The organism is Cobetia sp. MM1IDA2H-1 (assembly GCF_002916775.2).
GTDB classification, from domain to species: Bacteria; Pseudomonadota; Gammaproteobacteria; order Pseudomonadales; family Halomonadaceae; genus Cobetia; species Cobetia marina.
Genome location: NZ_CM133225.1, coordinates 2,318,751 through 2,339,091 on the forward strand (window position 1 = coordinate 2,318,751; position 20,341 = coordinate 2,339,091).

Sequence of the window (20,341 nt, forward strand, 5' to 3'; positions counted from 1 at the left end):
CCGATGATCGGGCTGGTCGACTGCAACAACTTCTACGCCAGCTGTGAGCGAGTCTTTGATCCGCGCCTGGAAGGCCGCCCCGTGGGGGTGATGTCCAACAATGACGGCTGCGTGATCGCACGCTCTCAGGAACTCAAGGCGCTGGGCATCGAAATGGGGACTCCGTCCTTCCAGCTGCAATCCCTGGTACGCGAGGGTCGCATCCACCTGCTCTCCTCGAACTATGAGCTGTATGGCGACATGTCGGCGCGCGTGCGCGACGTGCTGGAGGAATACAGCGCGGGAGTCGAACCCTACTCCATCGACGAGATGTTCGTGCGCTTCGATGGCTTTGACCGCAACGCGATGCTGGCGCTGAGTCGTACCCTGCACCGCAATGTGCGCAAGTTCACCGGCATCCCGGTATGTGTCGGCGTGGCCCCCACTCGTACCCTGGCCAAGCTGGCCAACCGTACCGCCAAGAAGCGGCCGGAATTCGGCGGCGTCTGCGTGCTGGAACCTGCCGAAGTCGGCACCCAGCGCCTGCTGGAAGACACACCGCTGGGCGATGTCTGGGGCGTGGGCCATCGCCTGGTCGAACGGCTGGCACTGCAAGGGCTGCATACCGCCTGGGACCTGCGCTGTGCGGACCCGCGCGCCATCGGTCAGCGCTATTCCGTCGTGCTGGAGCGCACCGTGCGCGAGTTGCAAGGCACGCCCTGCTTCGAGATGAACGACCCCGATGATGCCCGTCAGCGCATCATGACCTCACGCTCCTTCGGCCGCATGACCGATGACATGAATGAGCTCAAGGATGCCATTCGCCAGCACGCCCAGCGCGGCGCCGAGAAGCTGCGCCATCAGGGCAGCCAGACACGTGCCGTGCTGGTCTTCCTCAAGAGCAACCGCCACCGCCCGGATCTCCCGCAATACTCGCCCAGCACCATCATCGAACTCCCCGAACCGACCAGCGACAGCCGCGAGATACTCGCCGCCGCCCATCAGGCGCTCGAGCGTATCTATCTGCGCGGCTATCGCTTCATGAAGGCAGGCGTGATGCTGCTGGACCTCATCGACCAGCCCCGAGAGCAGCTCTCGTTGCTCGACAGCGAGGCCGATATCGCCAGACGAGAACGCAACCAGCAGCTGATGGCGACACTGGATGCGATGAATCAGAAGATGGGCCGTGGCACCGTGCGTCTGGGCGTCGCGCGCCCGGATGCCGCCTGGCAGCTGCGCTGCGCGCATCGCAGCTCACGCTATACCACCCGCTGGCAGGAGCTGAAGCGACTGGGGAGCCCCCCTCAGCTCCCTACAACGCCAGGCGCGACGCAAGAAACTCGACAAAGGCACTGATACGGGGCGAGAGCGTGCTGTTGCGGTAATACACCGCCTGGATCAGCTCACGCGGATTGGGCGACTGGACCTGCCCCGGCAGCACTTCCACCAGAGCGCCCGACGCCAGGTCATCGGCGAGCATGAAGCGGGAGATCAGCGCGATGCCGTGGCCGGCCAGGCATAGCTGGCGCATGACTTCACCGCTGGAGGTGGAAAGGTGCGGCGTCGTTTCCAGCTCCCGGGGCGCACCCTTGAGTGGCCAGCGATTCAGGCGACTGGGCGGCAGGAATCCCAGCAGGCGATGCGACGCCAGCGCCGCGACGCTCGTCGGCGTGCCATGCCTTGCCAGATAAGCGGGGCTGGCGACCAGGTGCAGGGTCGAGCGCCCCAGTACCTTGGCATGCAGGGTCGAATCCTCGAGCTCGCCGATGCGAATGGCGACATCGGTGCGCTGCTCCAGCAGATTGATGATGTCGTCACCCGCCGAAAGCTCCAGGGAAATGCCGGGATAGCGACGCTCGAACTCTCTTACCAGCGGCACCAGCTGATGCAGGACGAAAGGACTGGCGGCATCGACCCGCAGACGGCCGCTGGGTTGATCACGCTGCTGACGCAAGACGTCTTCGGCCTCGCTCAACTGCTGCAGCCCTTCCCTGATGCGCTCGACGAAAGCACGCCCCTCGTCCGTCAGGGCGACGCTGCGAGTGGTACGAGTCAACAGCGGTGTCTCAAGCTCGCTTTCCAGCCGCTGGATGGCCCGCGACACCTTGGCCACGGGCACATCCCGCTGCTTGGCGGCAGCACTGAACCCTCCGCTGTCGACCACCGCCAGCAACCATTCAAGGTCTTGTGAGCGACTGCGCATGATGAAACTTCTCCCAGAAGACGATGGTCCTTGTCAGACCTTGATGACCCCTTGTTCGGCCCGAATCCTTGCAGAAATCGCAATGATCGGCACCTGTCAGCCACTTCTTGCACTACAATCACGCACCGCTTCCAAGCGATCACGCCATGGCCTTCCGTGCTCAGCTCCTGCCTCGCCGACTCTCCCCGGGGCGCAGCATGCGCACCCGGGCCTTGGGAGTACGACGTGGCAGCATCGGCGGCTCGGGGGGCTGGTCGATCTTCATCGAGGCCTCGAGCTTGCTGAGCCCCACTGAGCCCCCCAGGGTGGTGGCGAATTCGGCGTCACCCTGCTCGCGCTGATTGTCTGAGGGCGTGCCCGACGTGCGGGGTTCACCACTCGCTGACAGGTCCGGTGGCGGGATGATGACCCAGGCGAAGGTCGGCAGCGTAAGATTCCAGTAGATGGCCGGAAGTCGAATCATCAATACCATCACGATGGCCGCGCCTGTCGCCCAGGCAAGCGGCATCCCGAGCTCGAGTAGCGCGATATAGAGAATCCCACCCGCCAGCGACGCCGAGGCGTAGATTTCCTGACGCAGCACCATCGGCACGCGGCGCGCCAGTACATCCCGGATCATGCCGCCTGCCACGCCACTCATGGTGCCCATCACCACGACAACGATGCCCTCTACCCCCATCATGCGGGCCTTGTGAGCGCCCAGCACGGTGAACAGCGCAAGGCCGAAGGCATCCGTCACGGGCAGAAAAACCCGCGTCAGACGGTGGATGTAGTGAAAGCCCAATGTCGCCACGCCCACCGTGAGCAGGATCACCCAGAGATAGACCGGCTGCTCGACCCAGAACACCGGCCTGATGCCCAGCACCAGATCACGCAGGGTGCCGCCGCCGATACCGGTCACGGCGCCGAGCACCAGCATGCCGATCGGGTCCATCCGCGAACGACAGGCCACGACGACGCCTGTCAGCGCGAAGATCATCACACCGGCCAGATCCAGCCAGGTTATCCAGTTCATACCCATAGCATCCTCAGACGACGAAACTGTCATTCATGCGCCACACGCGAGCGTGATGGCCGTTCATTCAGCGGCCAGTCCGCGACGCGCCGTCACGCTGGGCGCCTCACCGAAACGCTGTTGATAGGCACGAGAAAAGTGCGCCAGATGGGTGAATCCCGTGGCAAAGGCCGCCTGGGAGACACTGACCCGACTGTCGGCGAGCACCCGCTGCGCATGATCCAGACGCATGCCGAGATAGCATTGCTTGGGTGTCTCGCCGAATTGCGCCACGAACAGGCGCGTCAGCTGGCGCTGTGACTGCCCCGCGAGCCGGCAGACCACCGGAATGGGCAGGGCCTGGGCAAGATTGGCCTCCATCACTGCCAGCGCCCGCACGACACTGCGCGGCAACGACGAATCGCGCGGAGTCGGGCTCTCCACGTTCACGGCCGTGCGCTGGTGCATGATCTGACGTCCCACGGCATCGGCCAGCGAAGGGCCATAGAGCCGCTCGATCCAGGCCAGCATCATGTCGATGCTGGCCGCCCCGCCGGAGCCGGTCAGACGCTCACCCTGCCATTCATAAGGGGCCGAGCTGACGTCCAGCTCAGGAAACTCCTGCTGAAAGGCCGGCACGCTTTCCCAGTGCAACGCCACCGGATGCCCCGCCAGCACACCGGCCCGCGCCAGAATGAAGGGGGCGGTATCCAGTCCCCCCAGCCAGGCACCATGGGCCGCCAGCCAACGCAGCACGGCACGCGACTCACTGTCGACACTCGCTTCTGGCTCATAGGACGACACCACCATCAGGCGCATCCGGGCCATGGACGCCGAGGTCTGTTCACACACCGCTTCCGGTGCCTGGCGGGGCGCCCCCGTCATCAGCTGATCGAGGCGACCATCGACATCGATACGGACCCCATTGCTGGCCACCACCGCCTCACCATCCGCTGACAACAGCCGCCAGGCGAACAGATCCCGCCCGAAGCGATTGGCGACCCTCAAGGGCTCGAGCAGGCAGAACAGCGTCAACATCGAGAAGCGCGGTACCAGCCAGACATTCAGCGTATTCTCGGCGGCGCCGGGCGCCAGCACGGGTGGTGAGTCCGGCCGCGGGTAGGGATGCGCGCCAGTGCTCAAGGGCTTCATGTCCAGCGCGGTCGGGGTATCAGGCATATGGCGATTTTCATCAATCCTTCGGCGGTTTTCATCAAACGATAATGACATTGGAGAAAAGAGACCAGTGACCCGTGCAGAATCGCGGCTTTCGATCGTCTGTCACCTGCCATCATCGCATCGCGTCTGATGACATAACGCATCACTCAAGCCACGCGAGTGATTCCATATGGCATCAGAATATCGACCTTGGGCGTAGCGACCTTAGGCGAAAACTCAATAAAAACCCATTGAATTCAGTGGCTTGCAAAGAGCAAGAAACTGGCATGCCATTTGCTATCCATCATGACAGGAGACGCCAACCAGCGCCTCTCCCCATGTCATCCAGGACAGGATATCGCCATGAGCATCGCCAGCTTCAAATCCGCCCACCGCCTGATAACGGGCCAACAGGCCTCATCACGCCTCAGTGAAGAAATCCTTCGCCTGGGCATGCGCTGCCCGATGGTGGTCACCGACCCCGGTGTGCTGGGATCGGGTACCCTCAAGCCGATCACGGATCAGCTCGATGTACTGAAGGCCAATGGCCAGCTGACCCATTACCGCATCTTCAGCGAGGTCAGTGCCGAGCCGGAAGTGCACATCGTGGAGGACTGCATGAGCGTCTACCTCGAGGCGCAGTGCGATGGCCTGATCGCGCTGGGCGGCGGCAGCGCCATGGACATCGCCAAATGCGTGGCGGTATACGCCACCCATGACGGCGATCTGGAAAGCCTGTTCGGGGAAGACAAGGCCCGTGTGCGTGGTGCACCGCTGATCGCGATGCCGACCACGGCAGGCACCGGCTCCGAAGTCACCAACATCGGCATTCTGTCTGACACCGAAGCACGCATGAAGAAAGGTATCGTAAATGACTACCTGCTGCCGGACGTCGCCATCGTCGCCCCGGAGCTGACGGTCAGCTGTCCCCGCCATGTCACTGCCGCCAGCGGCGTCGATGCTCTGGTGCATGCCATCGAGGCCTACCTGTCCAACTTCGCCACGCCCATCACCGATGCGCTGGCCATCAAGGCCATGCGCCTGATCATCAAGGCATTGCCCAAGGCCTATGCCAATCCCGGCAATCTCGAGGCGCGTGAAGCCATGGCCACGGGGAGTCTGCTGGCAGGCATGGCCTTCGGCAATGCGGGGGTCGGTGCGGTCCACGCCCTGGCCTACCCGCTGGGCGGGCGCTACCACCTGCCCCATGGCGTGACCAACGCCCTGCTGCTGCCGCATGTGATGCGCTGGAATGCGCTGGCCTGCGTCGAACGCTTCCGGGATATCGCTGAGGCACTGGATACTGCGCATCATGCACTCAAGGATGAGGCCGCGGCCGAACTGGTCGTCGAGCGCCTGCACCAGCTGTGCCGAGACGTGGACATCCCCAGTGGCCTGCGCCATTTCGACATTTCCGAAAAGGATATTCCTTCGCTTGCGGCAGATGCAGTCAAGGTGGAACGCCTGCTGCGCAACAATCCGCGCCAACTGACCCAGCACGACATCGAGTGCATCTATCGCGCCGCCTGGTGAAGCCCGCCAGGCATGAGCACTGCCCCTTCTCGTGAACACCATCTCCACCCCAGGTGAAGATGAATAACGATAACAACAGGAACGCCATCATGAGCCACTGGAAAACCCGCCAACCCGGAGAGGAAAGCCCCTACTACGCCCTGGGGCCTTTCAAGATTCGCCTGCCCTTCCTGCACTACCGATTCGAGCTGCCCGACTATCTGCAGGGACTTCTGATGTGCGCGGTGGATCTCGCCGCCATCCCGCTGATGACGGAGCTGCTGGGCATGCCGTTTGAAGCCGCCCTGGCGATCGTGATGCTCAACGGGCTGCTGTATCTCGTTCACCATCTGCTGGGCGACCCGGTCATTCCCGGCTGGATCACGCCGGCCATCCCTCTGCTGATGGCCTATGTGGCCACCTTCCCCGAGGGCGAGACGCGGGTGCATGCCCTGATCGCCTTCCAGCTGATGCTCGGGATACTGGCCATCGTGCTCGGACGAACGGGGCTGGCCAGCAAGGTGGTCAATCTGATTCCCTCGGCCATCAAGGCCGGCATCATCATGGGGGCAGGCCTGGCCGCGATCAGCGTGGTCTTCAAGGAAGGCGGACGCTTCGACACCTATCCCATCACCATCAGCATCGCCGTGGGTCTGGCGTTCTACATCATCTTCTCGCGCCACTTCGCAAGGCTGAAGACCTCGAATCCGTTCTGGGGCAACCTGGGCAAGCTGGGAATCTTCCCGATCATCCTGCTGGCGATCATCGTCGCACCGCTGGTCGGCGAGGCCGCCTGGCCTGACGTGCAGTGGGGCTTCAGTCAGCCGGACTTCGTGACCATGTTCAGCCAGTACACCGTCTTTGGCGTGGGCTTGCCGCCGCTGTCGATGTTCCTGACCGCCCTGCCCACCGTACTGGCCGCCTATATCGTGCTGTTCGGCGATGTCCTGCAATCCAAGGCGCTGGTCGAGGAAGCCGATGAGTCACGGCCTGACGAGAAGATCGACTACGACGCCAACCGTGCCCACATGATCTTCGGTGGCCGCAATACGCTGATGAGTCTGTTCGGTCCGGACGTCACCATGTGCGGGCCGCTGTGGGCCGCCATGCAGGTCGTCGTGGTCGAGCGCTACAAGGAAGGCAAGCAGGCGATGCACTCGCTGTTCGGGGGCTCAGGCTCCTTCCGCTGGGGCACGAATACCGGCCTGCTGTTGCTGCCCATCGTCAGTCTGGTCCAGCCCATTCTGGGGATCGCGCTGGCGCTGACCCTGTTGATCCAGGGCTATGTCAGCGTGCGACTGGGGATTCTCGAAGCCCGCAGCCAGCGTGACCTCGGCATTGCCGGCGTGATCGCCGCCGTTCTGGTGATCAAGGGCGCCGCCTGGGCCTTCGGAATCGGGATCGCCCTGTGCCTGTTGATCTACGGCAAGCGCTTCTTCTCGGGGGAAAACGACGAGACCTTCAGCCGCGATCTCGGCAAGGGCGATATCGACGCTCCCGCCAGTGACGTGACGCCAACCGTTTCCACGACATCCTCGCATTGACGTATCGTTACCCCATGGCCCCCCGCCGCCTGAGCGCGCGGGGGCTTCTGTCAGGGGAACCCTCAATGCAGAACGTGGAACAGGATCTCAAGCTGGAAGCGGCGCTGGCACTGCTGGAACGTCAGTCACTGGAGGCCGTCGAGGTCATCGACACCCGCGGCGAGGTGATCGGCGTCTTGACGCGCCAGGAAGTGGAATCCGCCGCCGAGCGCAAGGAACGCCTCGCCCGGTCGAATCAGCGCACCCTCGCCGCCGGGCCGGACGGCCCATCGGACACCGCCACGAACCTGCTGGCCGAGGTTCCGGTGCAGCGAGTGCTGGATGCCTTGCACGACGGGGTCTACATCACCGACGCCCTCGGGGTGACCGTGGCCATCAACCAGGCCTATGAGCGCATCACGGGGCTCAAGCGCAGTGATGTGCTGGGCCGGCACATGCAGGAACTGGTGCGCAGAGGCTATATCTCCAAGTCGGTCTCTCTGGAAGTCATCCGTGACGGCAAGCCCGTCACTCTGGTCCAGAGCCTGCACGATGGCCGCAAGATCCTGGTCAGTGGCCTGCCCATGCACGCGCGGGATGGCGCCTTGAGTCACGTCGTCACCAGCGTGCGTGATATCACCGAATTGCTGCGCGCCAAGCATGCCCAGGAACAGCTTCGCCAGCTGCACTCCCTGCACGAGACCTACAGCGTCAACGCCGGTACCGACGAGCAGGCACTGGAACTCGTCACCAGCGAGGCCACGGCCGCTTGCTTCGCGCTGGCAGAACGCGTGGCCGCCACCGACGTGAAGGTCCTGATCCAGGGCGAGACGGGCACGGGCAAGACATTGCTGGCCCGCTATCTTCACGAGCACAGCGAACGCTCTGCCGGCGTGTTTCTGGAACTCAACTGTGCCGCCCTGCCCGAAGGACTGCTGGAGGCGGAACTGTTCGGCTATGCGCCCGGGGCCTTCACCGGTGCCAATGCCCGGGGGAAACAGGGGCTGTTGGATGTGGCCAATGGTGGCACGCTGTTTCTCGACGAGATTGGCGACCTGCCACTCTCGCTGCAGGCCAAGCTGCTGAAGGTCGTCGAGGAGCAACGTTTCATGCCCGTGGGGGGAACCGAACTCAGGCGGACCAACGTGCGCCTGCTGACCGCGTCACATCATGACCTGGCCGCTCGCGTGAGGGAGGGGCGCTTTCGCGAAGACCTCTATTATCGCCTCAGCGTCGTCCCCATCACGCTGCCCCCGCTTCGCGAGCGCCGTGGTGAGGTCATCCCGCTGCTACGCCACTATCTGGGTCACTTCTGCCAACGCCATGCCCGCGTTCGCCACTTCGATCCCGAGGTGCTGGAACTGCTGGCCTCGCATCAGTGGCCGGGCAACATCCGTGAGCTGATCAACCTGGTCGAGCGACTGGTCGTCACCACCCACCAGATGCTCATCACCACGGACATGCTGCCCGCCGAATGCCTGGGGCCAGGCGGTCTCGCGGCTCCCTCTGTCGCTGCGACGATACCTGCCGGAGTGCGCGAGAACCACGCCACACTCACGCAATGCACCCAGGCCCTGGAGCGGGAACTGATCCACCGGGCGCTCGAGCGACATGCCACGACGCGTGCTGCCGCTTCCTCGCTGGGCATCAATCAATCGACACTGGTCAAGAAGATGCAGAAGTACGCCATCAGGCGTCAGCAGTGACCGTGGTCTCGGGCAGCGAGCGAGGTGACAGCACGCAGCGGTCCCTGCCTCTGGCCTTGGCGTGATAGAGCGCTTCATCCGCCTGATTCAGGATATTCTCGAAGTCGTAATCCTCCCCGCTGCCAGCGGCGGAGACCCCCACGCTGATGGTGACGATCCCCTGCTGCGGATTGCCCGCATGCGGTAGCGCCAGTCCGCTGACATGCTCGCGAATCTCCTCCGCTCGCGCCAGCGCCGCTTGCGGGGAGCACGATGGCAGCAGCACCACGAACTCCTCCCCCCCGAAACGCGCCACGATGTCGACATCGGGGTGCACGCTTTCGAAGATGGCCGTCGCGATGCGCTTGAGGCAGACATCGCCTTTCACGTGACCGTAGTGATCGTTGTAGGCCTTGAACTGATCGACATCGATCATGGCGACGCCGTACTGGAGTCGGCGATCGACCTGCTTGCCGATCAGGGAACTCACCAGGCTGTCGAAGTGGCGGCGGTTGTAGACTTCCGTCAGGGGGTCGATGGAGGCAAGTCGCCGAAACTCTTCATTCTTCTCCGTGAACTCCTCGACCCGCAACTGCTCGCGCAGCAGCAACAGGTAGGAAAGCCGCTCGGCCTTCTCGCTGCGCAGATTGGAGATGATGGAAAACAGCGTGATGGAGAAGAACACCATCAACGCCATGAACCCTGCCGACTCATAGGGGGCAGGATGGGCGGTGACCAGGTACAGCATCACGCAGAAATGGAAGGCCGAGGAACATAGGGCGTACCAGAAACGCAGCTGGAACAGGACATTTCCCACCAGCACGATGAGCCCGAGCGCGAACAGATCCAGAAAGGAATGCGGTGACACTGACAACTGGATCAACAGGGCCGTGAAGATCATCGCGAAGCACACGAGAGCGGTCATCAGCATCTCGCGCAACACCGGCGACACACCGCGCTTGAGCAGGTAGATACAGAACAACGCGATGGGCGTCATCACTCCGACCCGGATGATGATGGCTTCCAGCATGTGATCCGGCCGAAAGCGCCAGTCATTGATCAGAAACAGCAGGTAGATGCTGATCGCCACCGCCCCCATGCAGACAAGCTTGTGACTGCGCTCTGCGTGGATATCCCGCTCGAACCGCGCCTCGATCTCGTCCGGGAAGTCGATACCCAGCCCGCCGTTGCGGTGTATCTGCCTGTCCACCTGTACCATCAGATCATTCATCCACGCCCCCTCCCTTGAGGACAGTCAATCAATGATCACACTCTATACAAGGCGACACCGGTGAATAAGGCATGCGGGCCAAACGTGACAATCGTTCACGCTTGTCAAACGATTGTCCAAATATTCGAGGCCTCGGACATTGCCCCCACGCCCCGGCGGGTGGGACGAGGCGACGGGGTCCCTCCCGTCTCGCTCATCACCCGAGATTCTCCCCCTGCAGGCGACAATCGGCAGTGCGCCCTCAGCGATCGGCAGGCAATGAAAAGCGCCACGGCGCCGCAATCCGGAAGAAGCGCCGCGTGACGGCCTCGTCCACGGGACGCGTGATCAGCGAGACCAGCACGAAGACCGGTAGATTGAGCATCAGGCCCCAGAAACCGGCGTGAATCCCGAGCGGATGCGGCCAGACGATGGTCAACAGCACCGTGACGACAAAGCCGGCGCAGATGCCTGCAGACACACCGGCTGCCGAGGCACGCGGCCAGAAGAACATGCCGAGAAACGCCGGCAGCACCTGGGAGGCAAAGCCCAGCCCGATCAGCAGGATCATCACCAGATTGCCCGGTTCGATGATGGCCAGCGGCGCGATGATCAGAAACATCACCGGGAAGATCAGCCACCGTGCCCATTGGCCGGCGCGTGCATCACTGAGCTTGAACCCGGGCTGCAGCACATCCCGGCTCAGGCTCAGGGCTACCGAATGGATGAAGGGCTCGCTGGAGGACATCGAGGCAGCCAGCGTCCCCGCCCCCAGCAGCCCCACCAGCCAGACCGGCATGTTGGCCATCGCGTACTCCAGCACCACCGTATCGGCACGCTCAAGCTCGGGCAGGCTGAAGATGCCGATGAAGCCCACCACCACCAGCGGCAGGATCACCACGTAGTAGGTCGGCAGCCAGCTGGCGCTGCGGCGGATGGTCTGCGCGGAGGAGGCGCTCATCCATTGCGTCCACACCGGTGGCATGAAGGACAGCATCGAGACGATGATCGAGGTGGTCCAGAAGCTGAAGCTCATGTCGCCTCCCGCCCCCGGCAGGCGGAGATACTCGGGATGTGACCGCTCGAGGCGCTCGAACACTCCGCTGAAGCCCCACTCCCCCGTGGCCAGGTGCGCCGCCCACAGGCCGATGACCCATGCCACCACCACCATCAGCACGCCCTGGAAGACATTGGTACGCCCGATGGCGCGCTGACCACTGACGAACAGATACACGGCGATCGCCGCAAGCACCAGCAGCACGCCGGCCCACAGCGGGATACGCCCCCCGCTCATCACCAGCAGGATGTAGGCCGAGCCGATGGTCTGCAGCACCGCATAGGCCACCGAGGCGATCGACATCACCAGCGCCGAGAGCGCGCCGAGTGCGGGGCTCTGATAGCGATCCGCGATCGCGCTTGCCTGGGTGACATGCCCGAACTGCTCACCGAATTTCCACACCTTGGGCCCGAAGTACCAGGCCACCAGCGCCAGATAGGCCAGATAGATCGCGACATAGAAGACCGGCACTCCCTTGCTGTAGGCCCAGCCCGGCGCGCCCATGAAGGTGTAGGCACTCACGCTGCCCGCCGCGATCAACAGATACAGTGTCATCGGCCCCATCGAGCGGCCGGCCACACCCCACTGCTCCAGCGAATCCATGCGTCGGCCGCCGCGCGCGCCCAACCCGATCAGCATCGCCAGCGCGATATAGCCCAGGGTCATCATCAGCGGCACGCTGCCCTGCCAGGACGTGAGAGTCAGTGACTCACTCATGTGACGCCCTCTCATCCTCGCGCGGTGCGCCATCCTCTTCATCCGGCAACAGACGATTGCCCAGCAGCATGGCCCCGCTGCAGGCGAAGATGATCAGGTAGCTCCAGAGGATCAACGACGGCATGCCCCACAGCGAGCTCTGCTGATTGACCCAGCCGATCACCGGCCAGATACCCAGCGCGATCAACAGCAGAAAGACCGCCAAGAGACTCCAGCCCCGCCAGCTGGCAGGCATGACGACGCATGGCAGGCGTGACGTGGAGGCAACCTCGCCGGTGTCCGGCGCGGAGGAAGGAGAGGAAGACGACGAGGTGTCAGGCGTAGCCAAGACAAGCTCCGATATGAACAGGGAGTGAATGAAAAATCTCGGCGCGCAGTGTAGCCGCTTGAAGCGCGGCTGGGGAGTTGCCATGAGGGTAAAAGGTCTGACCGCCGGGGATGTCAGTGGCCATGCTCGATCTCCTCATCCGTTCAGAGTCAGGTCAGAGTCAGGGCAGAGTCCGGTCATGCGGATGCGATGAGTTTCCACCAGCCCTGAATGGAGGGCATCGGCTGGCTGTGGTAGCGTTCGCGCGATCTTTCATCAGACAAGACGCATTCAACCAGGGAGCATCGAGAGGTGCTTGATCCCCGGGCATCCTGAGCAGAAATTCTGCCGAGAGCCACCTCTTGAGACGCCTCGCTCACTTGTAGCGCGCTGAGCGAGCTCTCCCTCATCTACCGACAAGGCATTGGTACCGTGACCCCCATCTTCGAAAAGGACATTCGATATTTCACTCAACACGAACAGGAATATGTCGCCCCGATCCGCAGACGCAAGCTATATACCGCCTGGAGCCTGGCGCTGGTAGGCATCCTGCTGGTGGGTCTTTCATGCGTATTCCTGATGGCGCCATTGCTCTTCCCGGAGAAGGACAGCCTTCCCTGGCCTGCCGACCTGGTGGTGATCGTCATCGTGTGGGTGGGCCTGTTTCTCATGAGCCTGCCCTACCACGCCCGTCATGGCGTGCCACCGACGGCAGGACGGATGACCGGGCAACTTGAGGAAGTGACATCCTCGACCCCCACTACCCCTCCGGACTCGATCATCGAGGATAGATTTCAAAGACAGGGATGGAAACAGACACATGAAGGCATCAGCTATCACTCCAGCAACCCCAGAAAGATCACCACTCGCCACTATTATCTGGGCAATACCCGCCTGATCTTGCCGCCCGGGGCTGACGCCATCGTCCGTCCAGCCCTTGGCGAGGAGATATCCGTCATTGGTGCCCATGTTCCTGACGGCGTATCGCCACCGTTTCGGACTCTCTTCCCGTTCTTGAGACTCGCGCGCCAGGGAAGCCCAGACCACGGCTACATGGTCGTGCTGCAATATGACGACAAGATCAACATCGATGGTGTCCTCGAGAAGTACGGCAAGCACTTCTTCTGGCGACGCAGGATGAGGAAACCTCTGCTGGCTCTGGTCATGGTGCTTCTGCTCATGCTGCCTTTCCTCTCTTCCCTCATCATCGCCCTCATCGATCACTTCTCCGAGGGGCTGGGTCCCGGGTTGACCTACCCCTGGTGGGCCGCATGTCTCTGCCTGGTGCTGTCCTTCCCGGTGATCTATCTCAAGACCCGAAAGGCGCTGATCGGCAAGAGCGACATGATCGATTATCAGGAGCAGCTCAAGGGCTGATGGATACACGACTCAAGAACACGCTGCTCAACACAGCAACGCTGGACCTCGATGAGGCCCGGCGTTCTTGAGGCGAAAGACTGTCCTGACTGGCTCAACCGACGATGGCGTTGAGCATCAACAGCGTGATGATGGAAATGGCCCAGGCGAGTGTCGTCGGCAAGGTCAGCACCAGCATCTGATGCTTGGTGCTCTTGACGCCGAGCATGCGATTGACGACCCAGAAATAACTGTCATTGAAGTAGCTGAAGAACATCGCGCCGATACAGGCGGCCTGCGCGGCCAGCACCATGTTGACGTCCGGCATGCCCATCAGGATCGGCGCGGAGATCGAGGCTGCGGTAATCATCGACACCGTGCCGCTCCCCTGGATGAAGCGCACCAGCGTTGCGATGATGAACGGGATCAACAGCGGCTGAAGCCCCAGTGCCGCGACCTGCATGGCGATGTAATCGCCTCCGCCACTGGCACGCAGTACCGAGCCCAGTGCACCACCGGCACCGGTGACCAGCAGGATGATCCCCGCCGTCTCGACGCCCTTTTCCAGATGATCGAACACTTCCTGTTTGGGGGTCTTCGGCATCAGGCCATAGATGGCGACCAGCACGCCGATGCCCACGGCGATCACCGGGTTGCCGATGAAGGCGATGGTACTGGTGAGCGCATTGCTGGTATCGCCCATCACGGCACTGACCAGCGTGTTGAGGAAGATCAGCGCGATGGGCAGGCCGATCGGCATGCAGGACATCAGCAGGGAAGGCAGCTCCGATTCAGGCAGCATGCTGTCGGTGTCATGCTTGACGCTACCTTCGAAACCACCCGGCTGGGCCTCCAGCATCGCCTCGATGCGCGGGCCCATGATACGGGCGTAGATGACGAGTGCGATCAGCGCAGGAGCGGTGATCACCAGGCCCCAGCCGATCATCAGACCGATGTCGACACCGAAGATACCCGCCACGCCCAGCGGACCCGGGGTCGGTGGCACGCTAGAGTGGGTGATGATCAGGCCAGCCGCCAGCGCGATGCCCAGACCGATCACCGAGCGTCCGCTGTTGCGCGCCAGTGAACGCACCAGCGGGTTGAGGATGACGTAGGCCGAATCACAGAAGATCGGGATGGAGACGATGTAGCCCGTCAGCGCCATCGCGGCCTCTTCCTTGTTCTTGCCCAGCAGATTGAGGATGGCATAGGCCATGCGCTGTCCGGCACCGGTCACCTCCAGCACACGCCCCATCATCACGCCGAAGCCGATCACGAGACCGATGGTGGAAAGCGTCTTGCCAAAGCCGGTGGTGATGGCACTGATCACCTCATTGGGCGGCATGCCACCGATCAACCCCGCCAGAGAGGCGGCGATGATCAAGGCCAGCAAGGCATGCACGCGGGTCTTCAAAACCAGATAGATCATGACGAAGATGGCGATACCCAGGCCGATGATGACCTGTGGCCCCGCGACGGCGGCGTCTGTCATGGGTGATGCTCCTGTCGATTGTTATTGTGTGGCGTGCGGTGTCGGCGCTGCCGGCTGGCATGTCACCGATCGTTGTTATTGACGTACTGGTGTGACGAGCAGGTCTGGCGAAGGTGTCTGGCGAGCTCGTCCTGGATGAGATGCCCGAACGCTGGCTAGGCGATGGCGCTCTCGTCGCGATACGCATTGAGAATCTCGTGCAGGTCGGCATCGCCGACGAAGCCCAGCGCACGCGCCTTGCGGGTGTCAAAGCGCGCCGGCCAACTGCCGACGATGGCGGTGATCCGCGGGTCAGGCTCATGCTTGACGAGGGCCAGCGCCTGCTCGCCGGCGATATCTGCCAGCGCCTTGAGCATCTCGGCGACGCTGACGGTGATGCCCGGCAGCATGAAGCAGCGCGAGAGGCCGAAATCAGCCGCCGGCACTTCCGCACCCTGGATCAGGGCCGCGACCACGCGACGCGGCGACATCACGAACATCTCAAGCTCGGTCGGTACCGGGCAGATGGCGGTTTCGCCATTGAGCGGTTCGCGCAGGATTGAGGAGGCGAAGCTCGAGGCCGCCGCGTTGGGGCGCCCCGGGCGCACGATGATGGTGGGCAGGCGCAGCACGCAGCCATCCACCAGACCGCGACGGCTGTAATCATTGATCAGCAGCTCCGACATCGCCTTCTGGGTGCCGTAGGAGTTCTGCGGCACCAGGGCAGTCATGTCGCTCAGCGTCTCGGGGAGATCGCCCCCGTAGGCGGCGACCGAACTGGCCATCACCAGTCGGGTATCGCTCAACCCGCGCGCCGCGCAGCCTTCCAGCAGCAGGCGAGTCGCGTCGAAATTGACGCGCATGCCGAGTGCCAGATCCGCCTCGGCCGCCGAGCTGACCACGGCTGCCAGGTGATAGATCACCGCAGGCTCACCGGCCAGACAGCGATCAAGCACCTCGGCATCGGCGATGTCGCCGGCGATGATCTCGACATCCAGCGAGGTGGCCGGTTCGGCTGCCAGACATAACGCCGCCTCGGGACGTGGTGCCTCGATCTGATCCAGCAGGGTCAGGCGTGACAATGGCTGGCCGTTCAAGCTGCCCTTGTCGATCAGGGCCTCGGTCAGGCGCTGACCGAGGAATCCGGCGGCGCCGGTAATCATGACGTGCATCGTGTGGACTCCTTGCCAGCCGTCGGCATGACGGCCCATGGCGTATTGTCGTTGTTGTGGTTGTTGGCGTTATTGGTGTTATCGGCGTTGTTGCTGGCTTGTCTGATGATCAGGCGGTGCCGGACAGGCCGTCGTTGAGCCCGAAAGCCTGTCCCCAGCCGAGGCCTGCGCGCGTCTCACCGCGTGGACGATATTCACAGCCGATCCAGCCGTCGTAGCCCAGGCTTTCCAGCCGGGCGAACAGCGCCGGATAGTGCACTTCCCCCACATCCGGCTCGTGACGGTCCGGCACGCCGGCGATCTGCACATGGCCCATGTGCGCGAACTGCGCTTCCAGATTGCGGATCAGGTCGCCCTCGACGATCTGGCAGTGGTAGAGATCGAACTGCACCTTGAGGTTGGCGGCGCCGACCCGGGCGAGAATCTCGCGTGCCTGCGCCTGGCCACTCAGATAGAAGCCGGGCATGTCGCGCGGGTTGATCGGTTCGATCAGCAGTGTCTTGCCGACCTTCTCAAGCTCTGCGGCGGCGTAACGCAGGTTGCTGAGGTAGGTCTCGGTGCAGCGCGCGCGCATGGCGTCATCCGCCCCCTCCGGCACCAGCCCCGCCATGGCATGCACGCGGGGACAATCGAGCGCTTCGGCATAGCGAATCGCCTCGGCCACCGAGGCCCGGAACTCCTCCTCGCGGCCCGGCAGACAGGTCAGGCCGCGCTCACCGGCCTCCCAGTCGCCCGGCGGCAGATTGAACAGCACCTGCGACAGCTGGTGTGCATCAAGCCTTGCGCGCAGTTCTTCCGGGGAATAGGCATAGGGGAAAAGATATTCGACCCCGCGAAAACCGCTGTCGGCCGCAGCCGCGAAGCGATCAAGAAAGTCATGCTCGGTGAACAGCATGCTGAGATTGGCGGCCAATCGGGTCATGTCAGATCCTTGGATGTCACAGACGAAGAGGTCATCACTCATGGGCGCCCGAATTTGGCTTCGAGTTCCGCCACCTGTTCCGGGGTCATCCCACGTGGATTCTTGCCCTGCAGCAGCAGGAACAGCTTGGCGGTTTCCTCAAGCTCCTCGGTGGCATAGACCGCCGCTTCCAGGGTCTTGCCGGCCACCACCGGGCCATGATTGGCCAGCAGCACGGCGCAATGCTTGCCGGCCAGGCCACGCACGGCATCGCCCAGCGCGGGGTCGCCCGGCATGTAGTAAGGCACCAGCGGCAGCTTGCCGACCCGCATCACGTAATAGGCCGTCAGCGGCGGAATGCACTCACACGGATTCACATCCGGCAGGCAGGACACCGCCACCGAGTGGGTCGAATGCAGGTGGACGATGGCACCCGACTGCGGGCGCTCGTCATACATGGCGCGATGCAGGAAGTGCTCCTTGGTCGGCGCGTCGCCATCGATCAACACGCCCTGGGCATCCAGGCGCGAGATGCGCGCCGGGTCCAAGCGCCCGAGGCAGGCATTGGTCGGCGTCATCAACCAGCCGCCATCGTCCAGCCGCTGGCTGATGTTGCCGCTGGAGCCCATGGTCAGGCCGCGGTCGAACAGTGACTTGCCGTAGGTGGCGATCTGCTCACGCAACACGTTGATGTCGTGCCGTGACTGACTCATGCGGTCTCCTCGCGAGGATTCATGGCATCGAGGACATCGAATGCCCGGGTAAAGAAGTCTTCGCCGCCGAAGTTGCCGGACTTGAGGGTCAGCGAGAGCATCGCCTCCGGCCGCGAGGGGCCGGCGGCCGGGTGCGGTGCCTGTGTCCAGGGCACGCCGGGGTCGATCTGACCGCCGATGCGCAGCTCACGGATGTCGAGTGCCGAGACCACCGCGCCGGAGGTTTCTCCCCCCGCCACCAGCAGGCGCCCGACCCCTTCGCTCACCAGCGTGCTGGCCAGACTGGCCAGGGCGCACTCGATGAGTTCACCGGCCTGCTTGACGCCCAGTGACGCCTGCGCCGCCTTGACGCTTTCCGGCTCGGCCGAGGCGTAGATCAGAAATGGCCGGGGGTCCGCCGCCGCCAGTTGCTCACGGGCGAAGTCGAGTGCCGCCTCGAAGTGGGCATCGCCCGCGTTGAGCTTGACGGGGTCCAGCGCGAAGGCGGCATGCTGCTGGGTGAAGTGCGCCACCTGCTTGAGCGTCATGCGCGAGCAACTGCCGGACAGCACCATCGCGGCGCCCTGCGCCGGGGCCAAGACCGCCGCATCATCGATCTTCGCAAGCCAGCCCTTGCGCCGGTACTGGGCAGGCAAGGCCTGCGCGAGGCCAGAGCCACCGGTGACCAGCGCGTGCTCCACCAGCGCCTCGGCCAGTACCTCGAGATCACGCTCGTCGAGACTGTCGCAGACCACATGACGCACTCCTTGCGCCTTCAGCGTGGCAAGTCGCTCACCAGCGGCCGGCGCTCCCTCACTCAACGTGGCGTGGTTGAGAAGCCCCACGCCATGGGGCGTCTGGCGTGACAGCACGCGCACGATGTCGGCATCGGTCATCGGGTTGAGGGGGTGATGTTGCATGCCGCTGTCATTGAGCAGACGGTCACCCACGAACAGATGCCCCTGATAGACACTGCGCCCGTTGATGGGGAACGCCGGCACGAAGGCGGTCTGTGCGCTGTCCAGCGCCTCCAGCAGCGCATCGGCGACCGGGCCGATATTGCCCTCCGGCGTGGAATCGAATGTCGAGCAGTACTTGAAGAACAGCTGGCGAGCCCCCTGGGCCTTCAACCATTCAAGCGCCGCCAGCGATTCACTGATCGCCTGATCCACCGGGCAGCTACGCGACTTGAGCGCGATGACCACAGCGTCCACTTCGCTGAGATCCAGCCCGCTCCCCGTCCCTTCCTGCAGCGCGTCCTGGGGGACCCCGATCACCTGCACGGCGCGCATGCCGGCCCGTACTAGGTTGTTGGCAAGATCCGTCGCGCCGGTGAAGTCATCGGCGATACCGCCCAGTACGATCGCCATCACTGCGCTCCTTCATCATTGGCGGCCGGCAGGCTGAAGCTGCCGAGACGCTGATAGACCTTGATGACCGCCGAGTCATCCTCGCGCCCGAAACCGGCGCCACTGGCAGCGGTAAACTGCTGCAGGGCACTGCCGGCCACCGGCATGGCAAGCTTCAGCTCGCGCCCGGTGCTGTGCACGATGTTCAGGTCCTTGACGAAGATGTCGACGGCCGACAGCGGCGTGTAATCGCCCTTGAGGATGTGCGGCACGCGATTCTCGAACATCCAGGAATTGCCCGCGGAATGGGTGATGACGTCATACAGGGTGTCGGGGTCGATCCCCATGCTCATGCCCAGCGCCATGGCTTCTGCCGCCGCCGCGATGTGAACGCCGGCGAGGTGCTGGTTGACCAGCTTGACGCTCGAGCCCGGGCCGGCACAGTCGCCCAGCCGATAGACATTGGCTGCCATCGCTGCCAGCACGCGTTCCGCCTTGACGTAAGCCGCGTCACTGCCGGAGGACATCACGGACAGCTCACCACTGCGTGCCTTGACGGCGCCGCCGCTGATCGGGGCGTCGAGCAGCTCCAGCTGCATGCCGTTCAGGCGGGTTTCCAGTTCACCCGCGAAGCTCGGCGCCACGGTGGCGCACTGGATCACCAGGCTACCCGGCGCGAGTCGCTCAGCCAGCCCCCCCTCGCCCTGGGCCCCGAACAGCACCTGCTCGACCTGATCGGCATTCACCACCACCAGCACCACCACCTGACACTCGGCCGCCAGTTCCAGCGGCGAGGCCACCGTGCGCCCCCCTGCCGCGTCAAACGCCTGACAGGCATCAGGCGAGATATCACAGCCAATCACGTCCAGGCCTGCTTCCAGCATGGCGCGCGCACTGCCCATTCCCATCGCGCCGAGGCCGACAAGGCCAATCACTGGTGAAGTCGTTACTGCTGTCATCTGGCGTCTCCCGCTGAACCTGTTCCGAGTGACGATCAAGGCGGCCTCTTTCAGCGACATCGATCTGCACTTCCATGAATGTTAGCGCTACCATGT

Annotated in this window: 17 protein-coding genes; 5 read left to right on the plus strand and 12 right to left on the minus strand. The window is 63.5% G+C overall.

Going from position 1 to position 20,341, the window contains the following annotated elements:
• The first annotated feature begins 3 nt into the window (after positions 1-3).
• Positions 4-1,335 (plus strand): Y-family DNA polymerase, encoded by a 1,332-nt coding sequence (locus tag BOH68_RS09905; protein ID WP_077371321.1) that lies wholly within the window; start codon positions 4-6, stop codon positions 1,333-1,335.
• Here BOH68_RS09905 and BOH68_RS09910 read toward each other — a convergent pair.
• The 3 genes from BOH68_RS09910 to BOH68_RS09920 form a co-directional block, all read right to left on the minus strand.
• Positions 1,292-2,182, minus strand: a complete 891-nt coding sequence (locus tag BOH68_RS09910) for a LysR substrate-binding domain-containing protein (RefSeq protein ID WP_077371209.1) — start codon at positions 2,180-2,182, stop codon at positions 1,292-1,294. The genes BOH68_RS09905 and BOH68_RS09910 overlap by 44 nt on opposite strands.
• Before the next feature lie 160 nt (positions 2,183-2,342).
• Positions 2,343-3,197, minus strand: coding sequence for a trimeric intracellular cation channel family protein (locus BOH68_RS09915; RefSeq protein ID WP_077371207.1), 855 nt, complete (start codon positions 3,195-3,197; stop codon positions 2,343-2,345).
• Positions 3,198-3,260: 63 nt separating this feature from the next.
• Positions 3,261-4,355 carry a GlxA family transcriptional regulator gene (locus tag BOH68_RS09920; protein WP_258038137.1) on the minus strand — a complete coding sequence of 365 codons (1,095 nt, stop codon included), beginning with the start codon at positions 4,353-4,355 and terminating at the stop codon, positions 3,261-3,263.
• A gap of 342 nt (positions 4,356-4,697) precedes the next feature.
• Here BOH68_RS09920 and BOH68_RS09925 point away from each other — a divergent pair, with 342 nt between their 5' ends.
• The 3 genes from BOH68_RS09925 to BOH68_RS09935 all read left to right on the plus strand — a co-directional run bounded on the left by BOH68_RS09925 (position 4,698) and on the right by BOH68_RS09935 (position 9,075).
• Positions 4,698-5,867: an iron-containing alcohol dehydrogenase gene (locus tag BOH68_RS09925; RefSeq protein WP_077371205.1), complete on the plus strand. Its 1,170-nt coding sequence runs from the start codon at positions 4,698-4,700 to the stop codon at positions 5,865-5,867.
• 89 nt (positions 5,868-5,956) lie between these two features.
• On the plus strand, positions 5,957-7,390 hold the full coding sequence (locus BOH68_RS09930; protein WP_077371203.1) for a hypothetical protein: 1,434 nt from the start codon (positions 5,957-5,959) through the stop codon (positions 7,388-7,390).
• Between the two features lie 65 nt (positions 7,391-7,455).
• Positions 7,456-9,075 (plus strand): sigma-54 interaction domain-containing protein, encoded by a 1,620-nt coding sequence (locus BOH68_RS09935; RefSeq protein WP_077371201.1) that lies wholly within the window; start codon positions 7,456-7,458, stop codon positions 9,073-9,075.
• On the opposite strand, the gene BOH68_RS09940 is transcribed toward BOH68_RS09935, so the two are convergent.
• The 3 genes from BOH68_RS09940 to BOH68_RS09950 form a co-directional block, all read right to left on the minus strand.
• The gene (locus tag BOH68_RS09940; protein WP_077371199.1) at positions 9,059-10,285 is read right to left on the minus strand and encodes a GGDEF domain-containing protein; all 1,227 of its coding nucleotides are present in this window, start codon (positions 10,283-10,285) and stop codon (positions 9,059-9,061) included. The two genes, BOH68_RS09935 and BOH68_RS09940, sit on opposite strands and share 17 nt — an antisense overlap.
• A 241-nt stretch (positions 10,286-10,526) precedes the next feature.
• Positions 10,527-12,038, minus strand: a complete 1,512-nt coding sequence (locus BOH68_RS09945) for a sodium:solute symporter family protein (RefSeq protein WP_077371197.1) — start codon at positions 12,036-12,038, stop codon at positions 10,527-10,529.
• Entirely contained in the window at positions 12,031-12,366 is a 336-nt protein-coding gene (locus BOH68_RS09950) for a hypothetical protein (protein WP_240499702.1), read from the minus strand. The genes BOH68_RS09945 and BOH68_RS09950 overlap by 8 nt, the downstream gene beginning before the upstream one ends.
• Positions 12,367-12,777: 411 nt before the next feature.
• Between BOH68_RS09950 and BOH68_RS09955 the strand changes: the two genes are divergently transcribed.
• The gene (locus BOH68_RS09955; RefSeq protein ID WP_077371193.1) at positions 12,778-13,722 is read left to right on the plus strand and encodes a hypothetical protein; all 945 of its coding nucleotides are present in this window, start codon (positions 12,778-12,780) and stop codon (positions 13,720-13,722) included.
• Positions 13,723-13,816: 94 nt separating this feature from the next.
• Here the strand turns inward: BOH68_RS09955 and BOH68_RS09960 are convergent, their stop codons facing one another.
• The 6 genes from BOH68_RS09960 to ltnD form a co-directional block, all read right to left on the minus strand.
• A complete protein-coding gene (locus tag BOH68_RS09960) occupies positions 13,817-15,193 on the minus strand; it encodes a GntP family permease (protein ID WP_077371191.1) in 1,377 nt (458 codons plus the stop codon).
• A 155-nt stretch (positions 15,194-15,348) separates the two neighbouring features.
• Positions 15,349-16,344 carry a D-erythronate dehydrogenase gene (denD, locus tag BOH68_RS09965; protein ID WP_077371189.1) on the minus strand — a complete coding sequence of 332 codons (996 nt, stop codon included), beginning with the start codon at positions 16,342-16,344 and terminating at the stop codon, positions 15,349-15,351.
• Positions 16,345-16,453: 109 nt separating this feature from the next.
• Entirely contained in the window at positions 16,454-17,266 is an 813-nt protein-coding gene (otnI, locus tag BOH68_RS09970) for a 2-oxo-tetronate isomerase (RefSeq protein WP_077371187.1), read from the minus strand.
• 38 nt (positions 17,267-17,304) lie between these two features.
• Positions 17,305-17,958, minus strand: a complete 654-nt coding sequence (otnC, locus tag BOH68_RS09975; protein ID WP_077371185.1) for a 3-oxo-tetronate 4-phosphate decarboxylase — start codon at positions 17,956-17,958, stop codon at positions 17,305-17,307.
• Entirely contained in the window at positions 17,955-19,307 is a 1,353-nt protein-coding gene (gene otnK, locus BOH68_RS09980) for a 3-oxo-tetronate kinase (protein WP_077371183.1), read from the minus strand. The genes otnC and otnK overlap by 4 nt, the downstream gene beginning before the upstream one ends.
• A complete protein-coding gene (gene ltnD / locus BOH68_RS09985; RefSeq protein WP_103751359.1) occupies positions 19,307-20,245 on the minus strand; it encodes an L-threonate dehydrogenase in 939 nt (312 codons plus the stop codon). Before ltnD ends, otnK begins: the two co-directional genes overlap by 1 nt.
• Positions 20,246-20,341: the final 96 nt, after the last annotated feature.

Coding starts and splice junctions, on each gene's coding strand:
- BOH68_RS09905 (WP_077371321.1), top strand. CDS start 4: ATGATCGGGCTGGTCGACTGCAACAACTTCTACGCCAGCTGTGAGCGA.
- BOH68_RS09910 (WP_077371209.1), bottom strand. CDS start 2,182: ATGCGCAGTCGCTCACAAGACCTTGAATGGTTGCTGGCGGTGGTCGAC.
- BOH68_RS09915 (WP_077371207.1), bottom strand. CDS start 3,197: ATGAACTGGATAACCTGGCTGGATCTGGCCGGTGTGATGATCTTCGCG.
- BOH68_RS09920 (WP_258038137.1), bottom strand. CDS start 4,355: ATGCCTGATACCCCGACCGCGCTGGACATGAAGCCCTTGAGCACTGGC.
- BOH68_RS09925 (WP_077371205.1), top strand. CDS start 4,698: ATGAGCATCGCCAGCTTCAAATCCGCCCACCGCCTGATAACGGGCCAA.
- BOH68_RS09930 (WP_077371203.1), top strand. CDS start 5,957: ATGAGCCACTGGAAAACCCGCCAACCCGGAGAGGAAAGCCCCTACTAC.
- BOH68_RS09935 (WP_077371201.1), top strand. CDS start 7,456: ATGCAGAACGTGGAACAGGATCTCAAGCTGGAAGCGGCGCTGGCACTG.
- BOH68_RS09940 (WP_077371199.1), bottom strand. CDS start 10,285: ATGAATGATCTGATGGTACAGGTGGACAGGCAGATACACCGCAACGGC.
- BOH68_RS09945 (WP_077371197.1), bottom strand. CDS start 12,038: ATGAGTGAGTCACTGACTCTCACGTCCTGGCAGGGCAGCGTGCCGCTG.
- BOH68_RS09960 (WP_077371191.1), bottom strand. CDS start 15,193: ATGACAGACGCCGCCGTCGCGGGGCCACAGGTCATCATCGGCCTGGGT.
- denD (WP_077371189.1), bottom strand. CDS start 16,344: ATGCACGTCATGATTACCGGCGCCGCCGGATTCCTCGGTCAGCGCCTG.
- otnI (WP_077371187.1), bottom strand. CDS start 17,266: ATGACCCGATTGGCCGCCAATCTCAGCATGCTGTTCACCGAGCATGAC.
- otnC (WP_077371185.1), bottom strand. CDS start 17,958: ATGAGTCAGTCACGGCACGACATCAACGTGTTGCGTGAGCAGATCGCC.
- otnK (WP_077371183.1), bottom strand. CDS start 19,307: ATGGCGATCGTACTGGGCGGTATCGCCGATGACTTCACCGGCGCGACG.
- ltnD (WP_103751359.1), bottom strand. CDS start 20,245: ATGACAGCAGTAACGACTTCACCAGTGATTGGCCTTGTCGGCCTCGGC.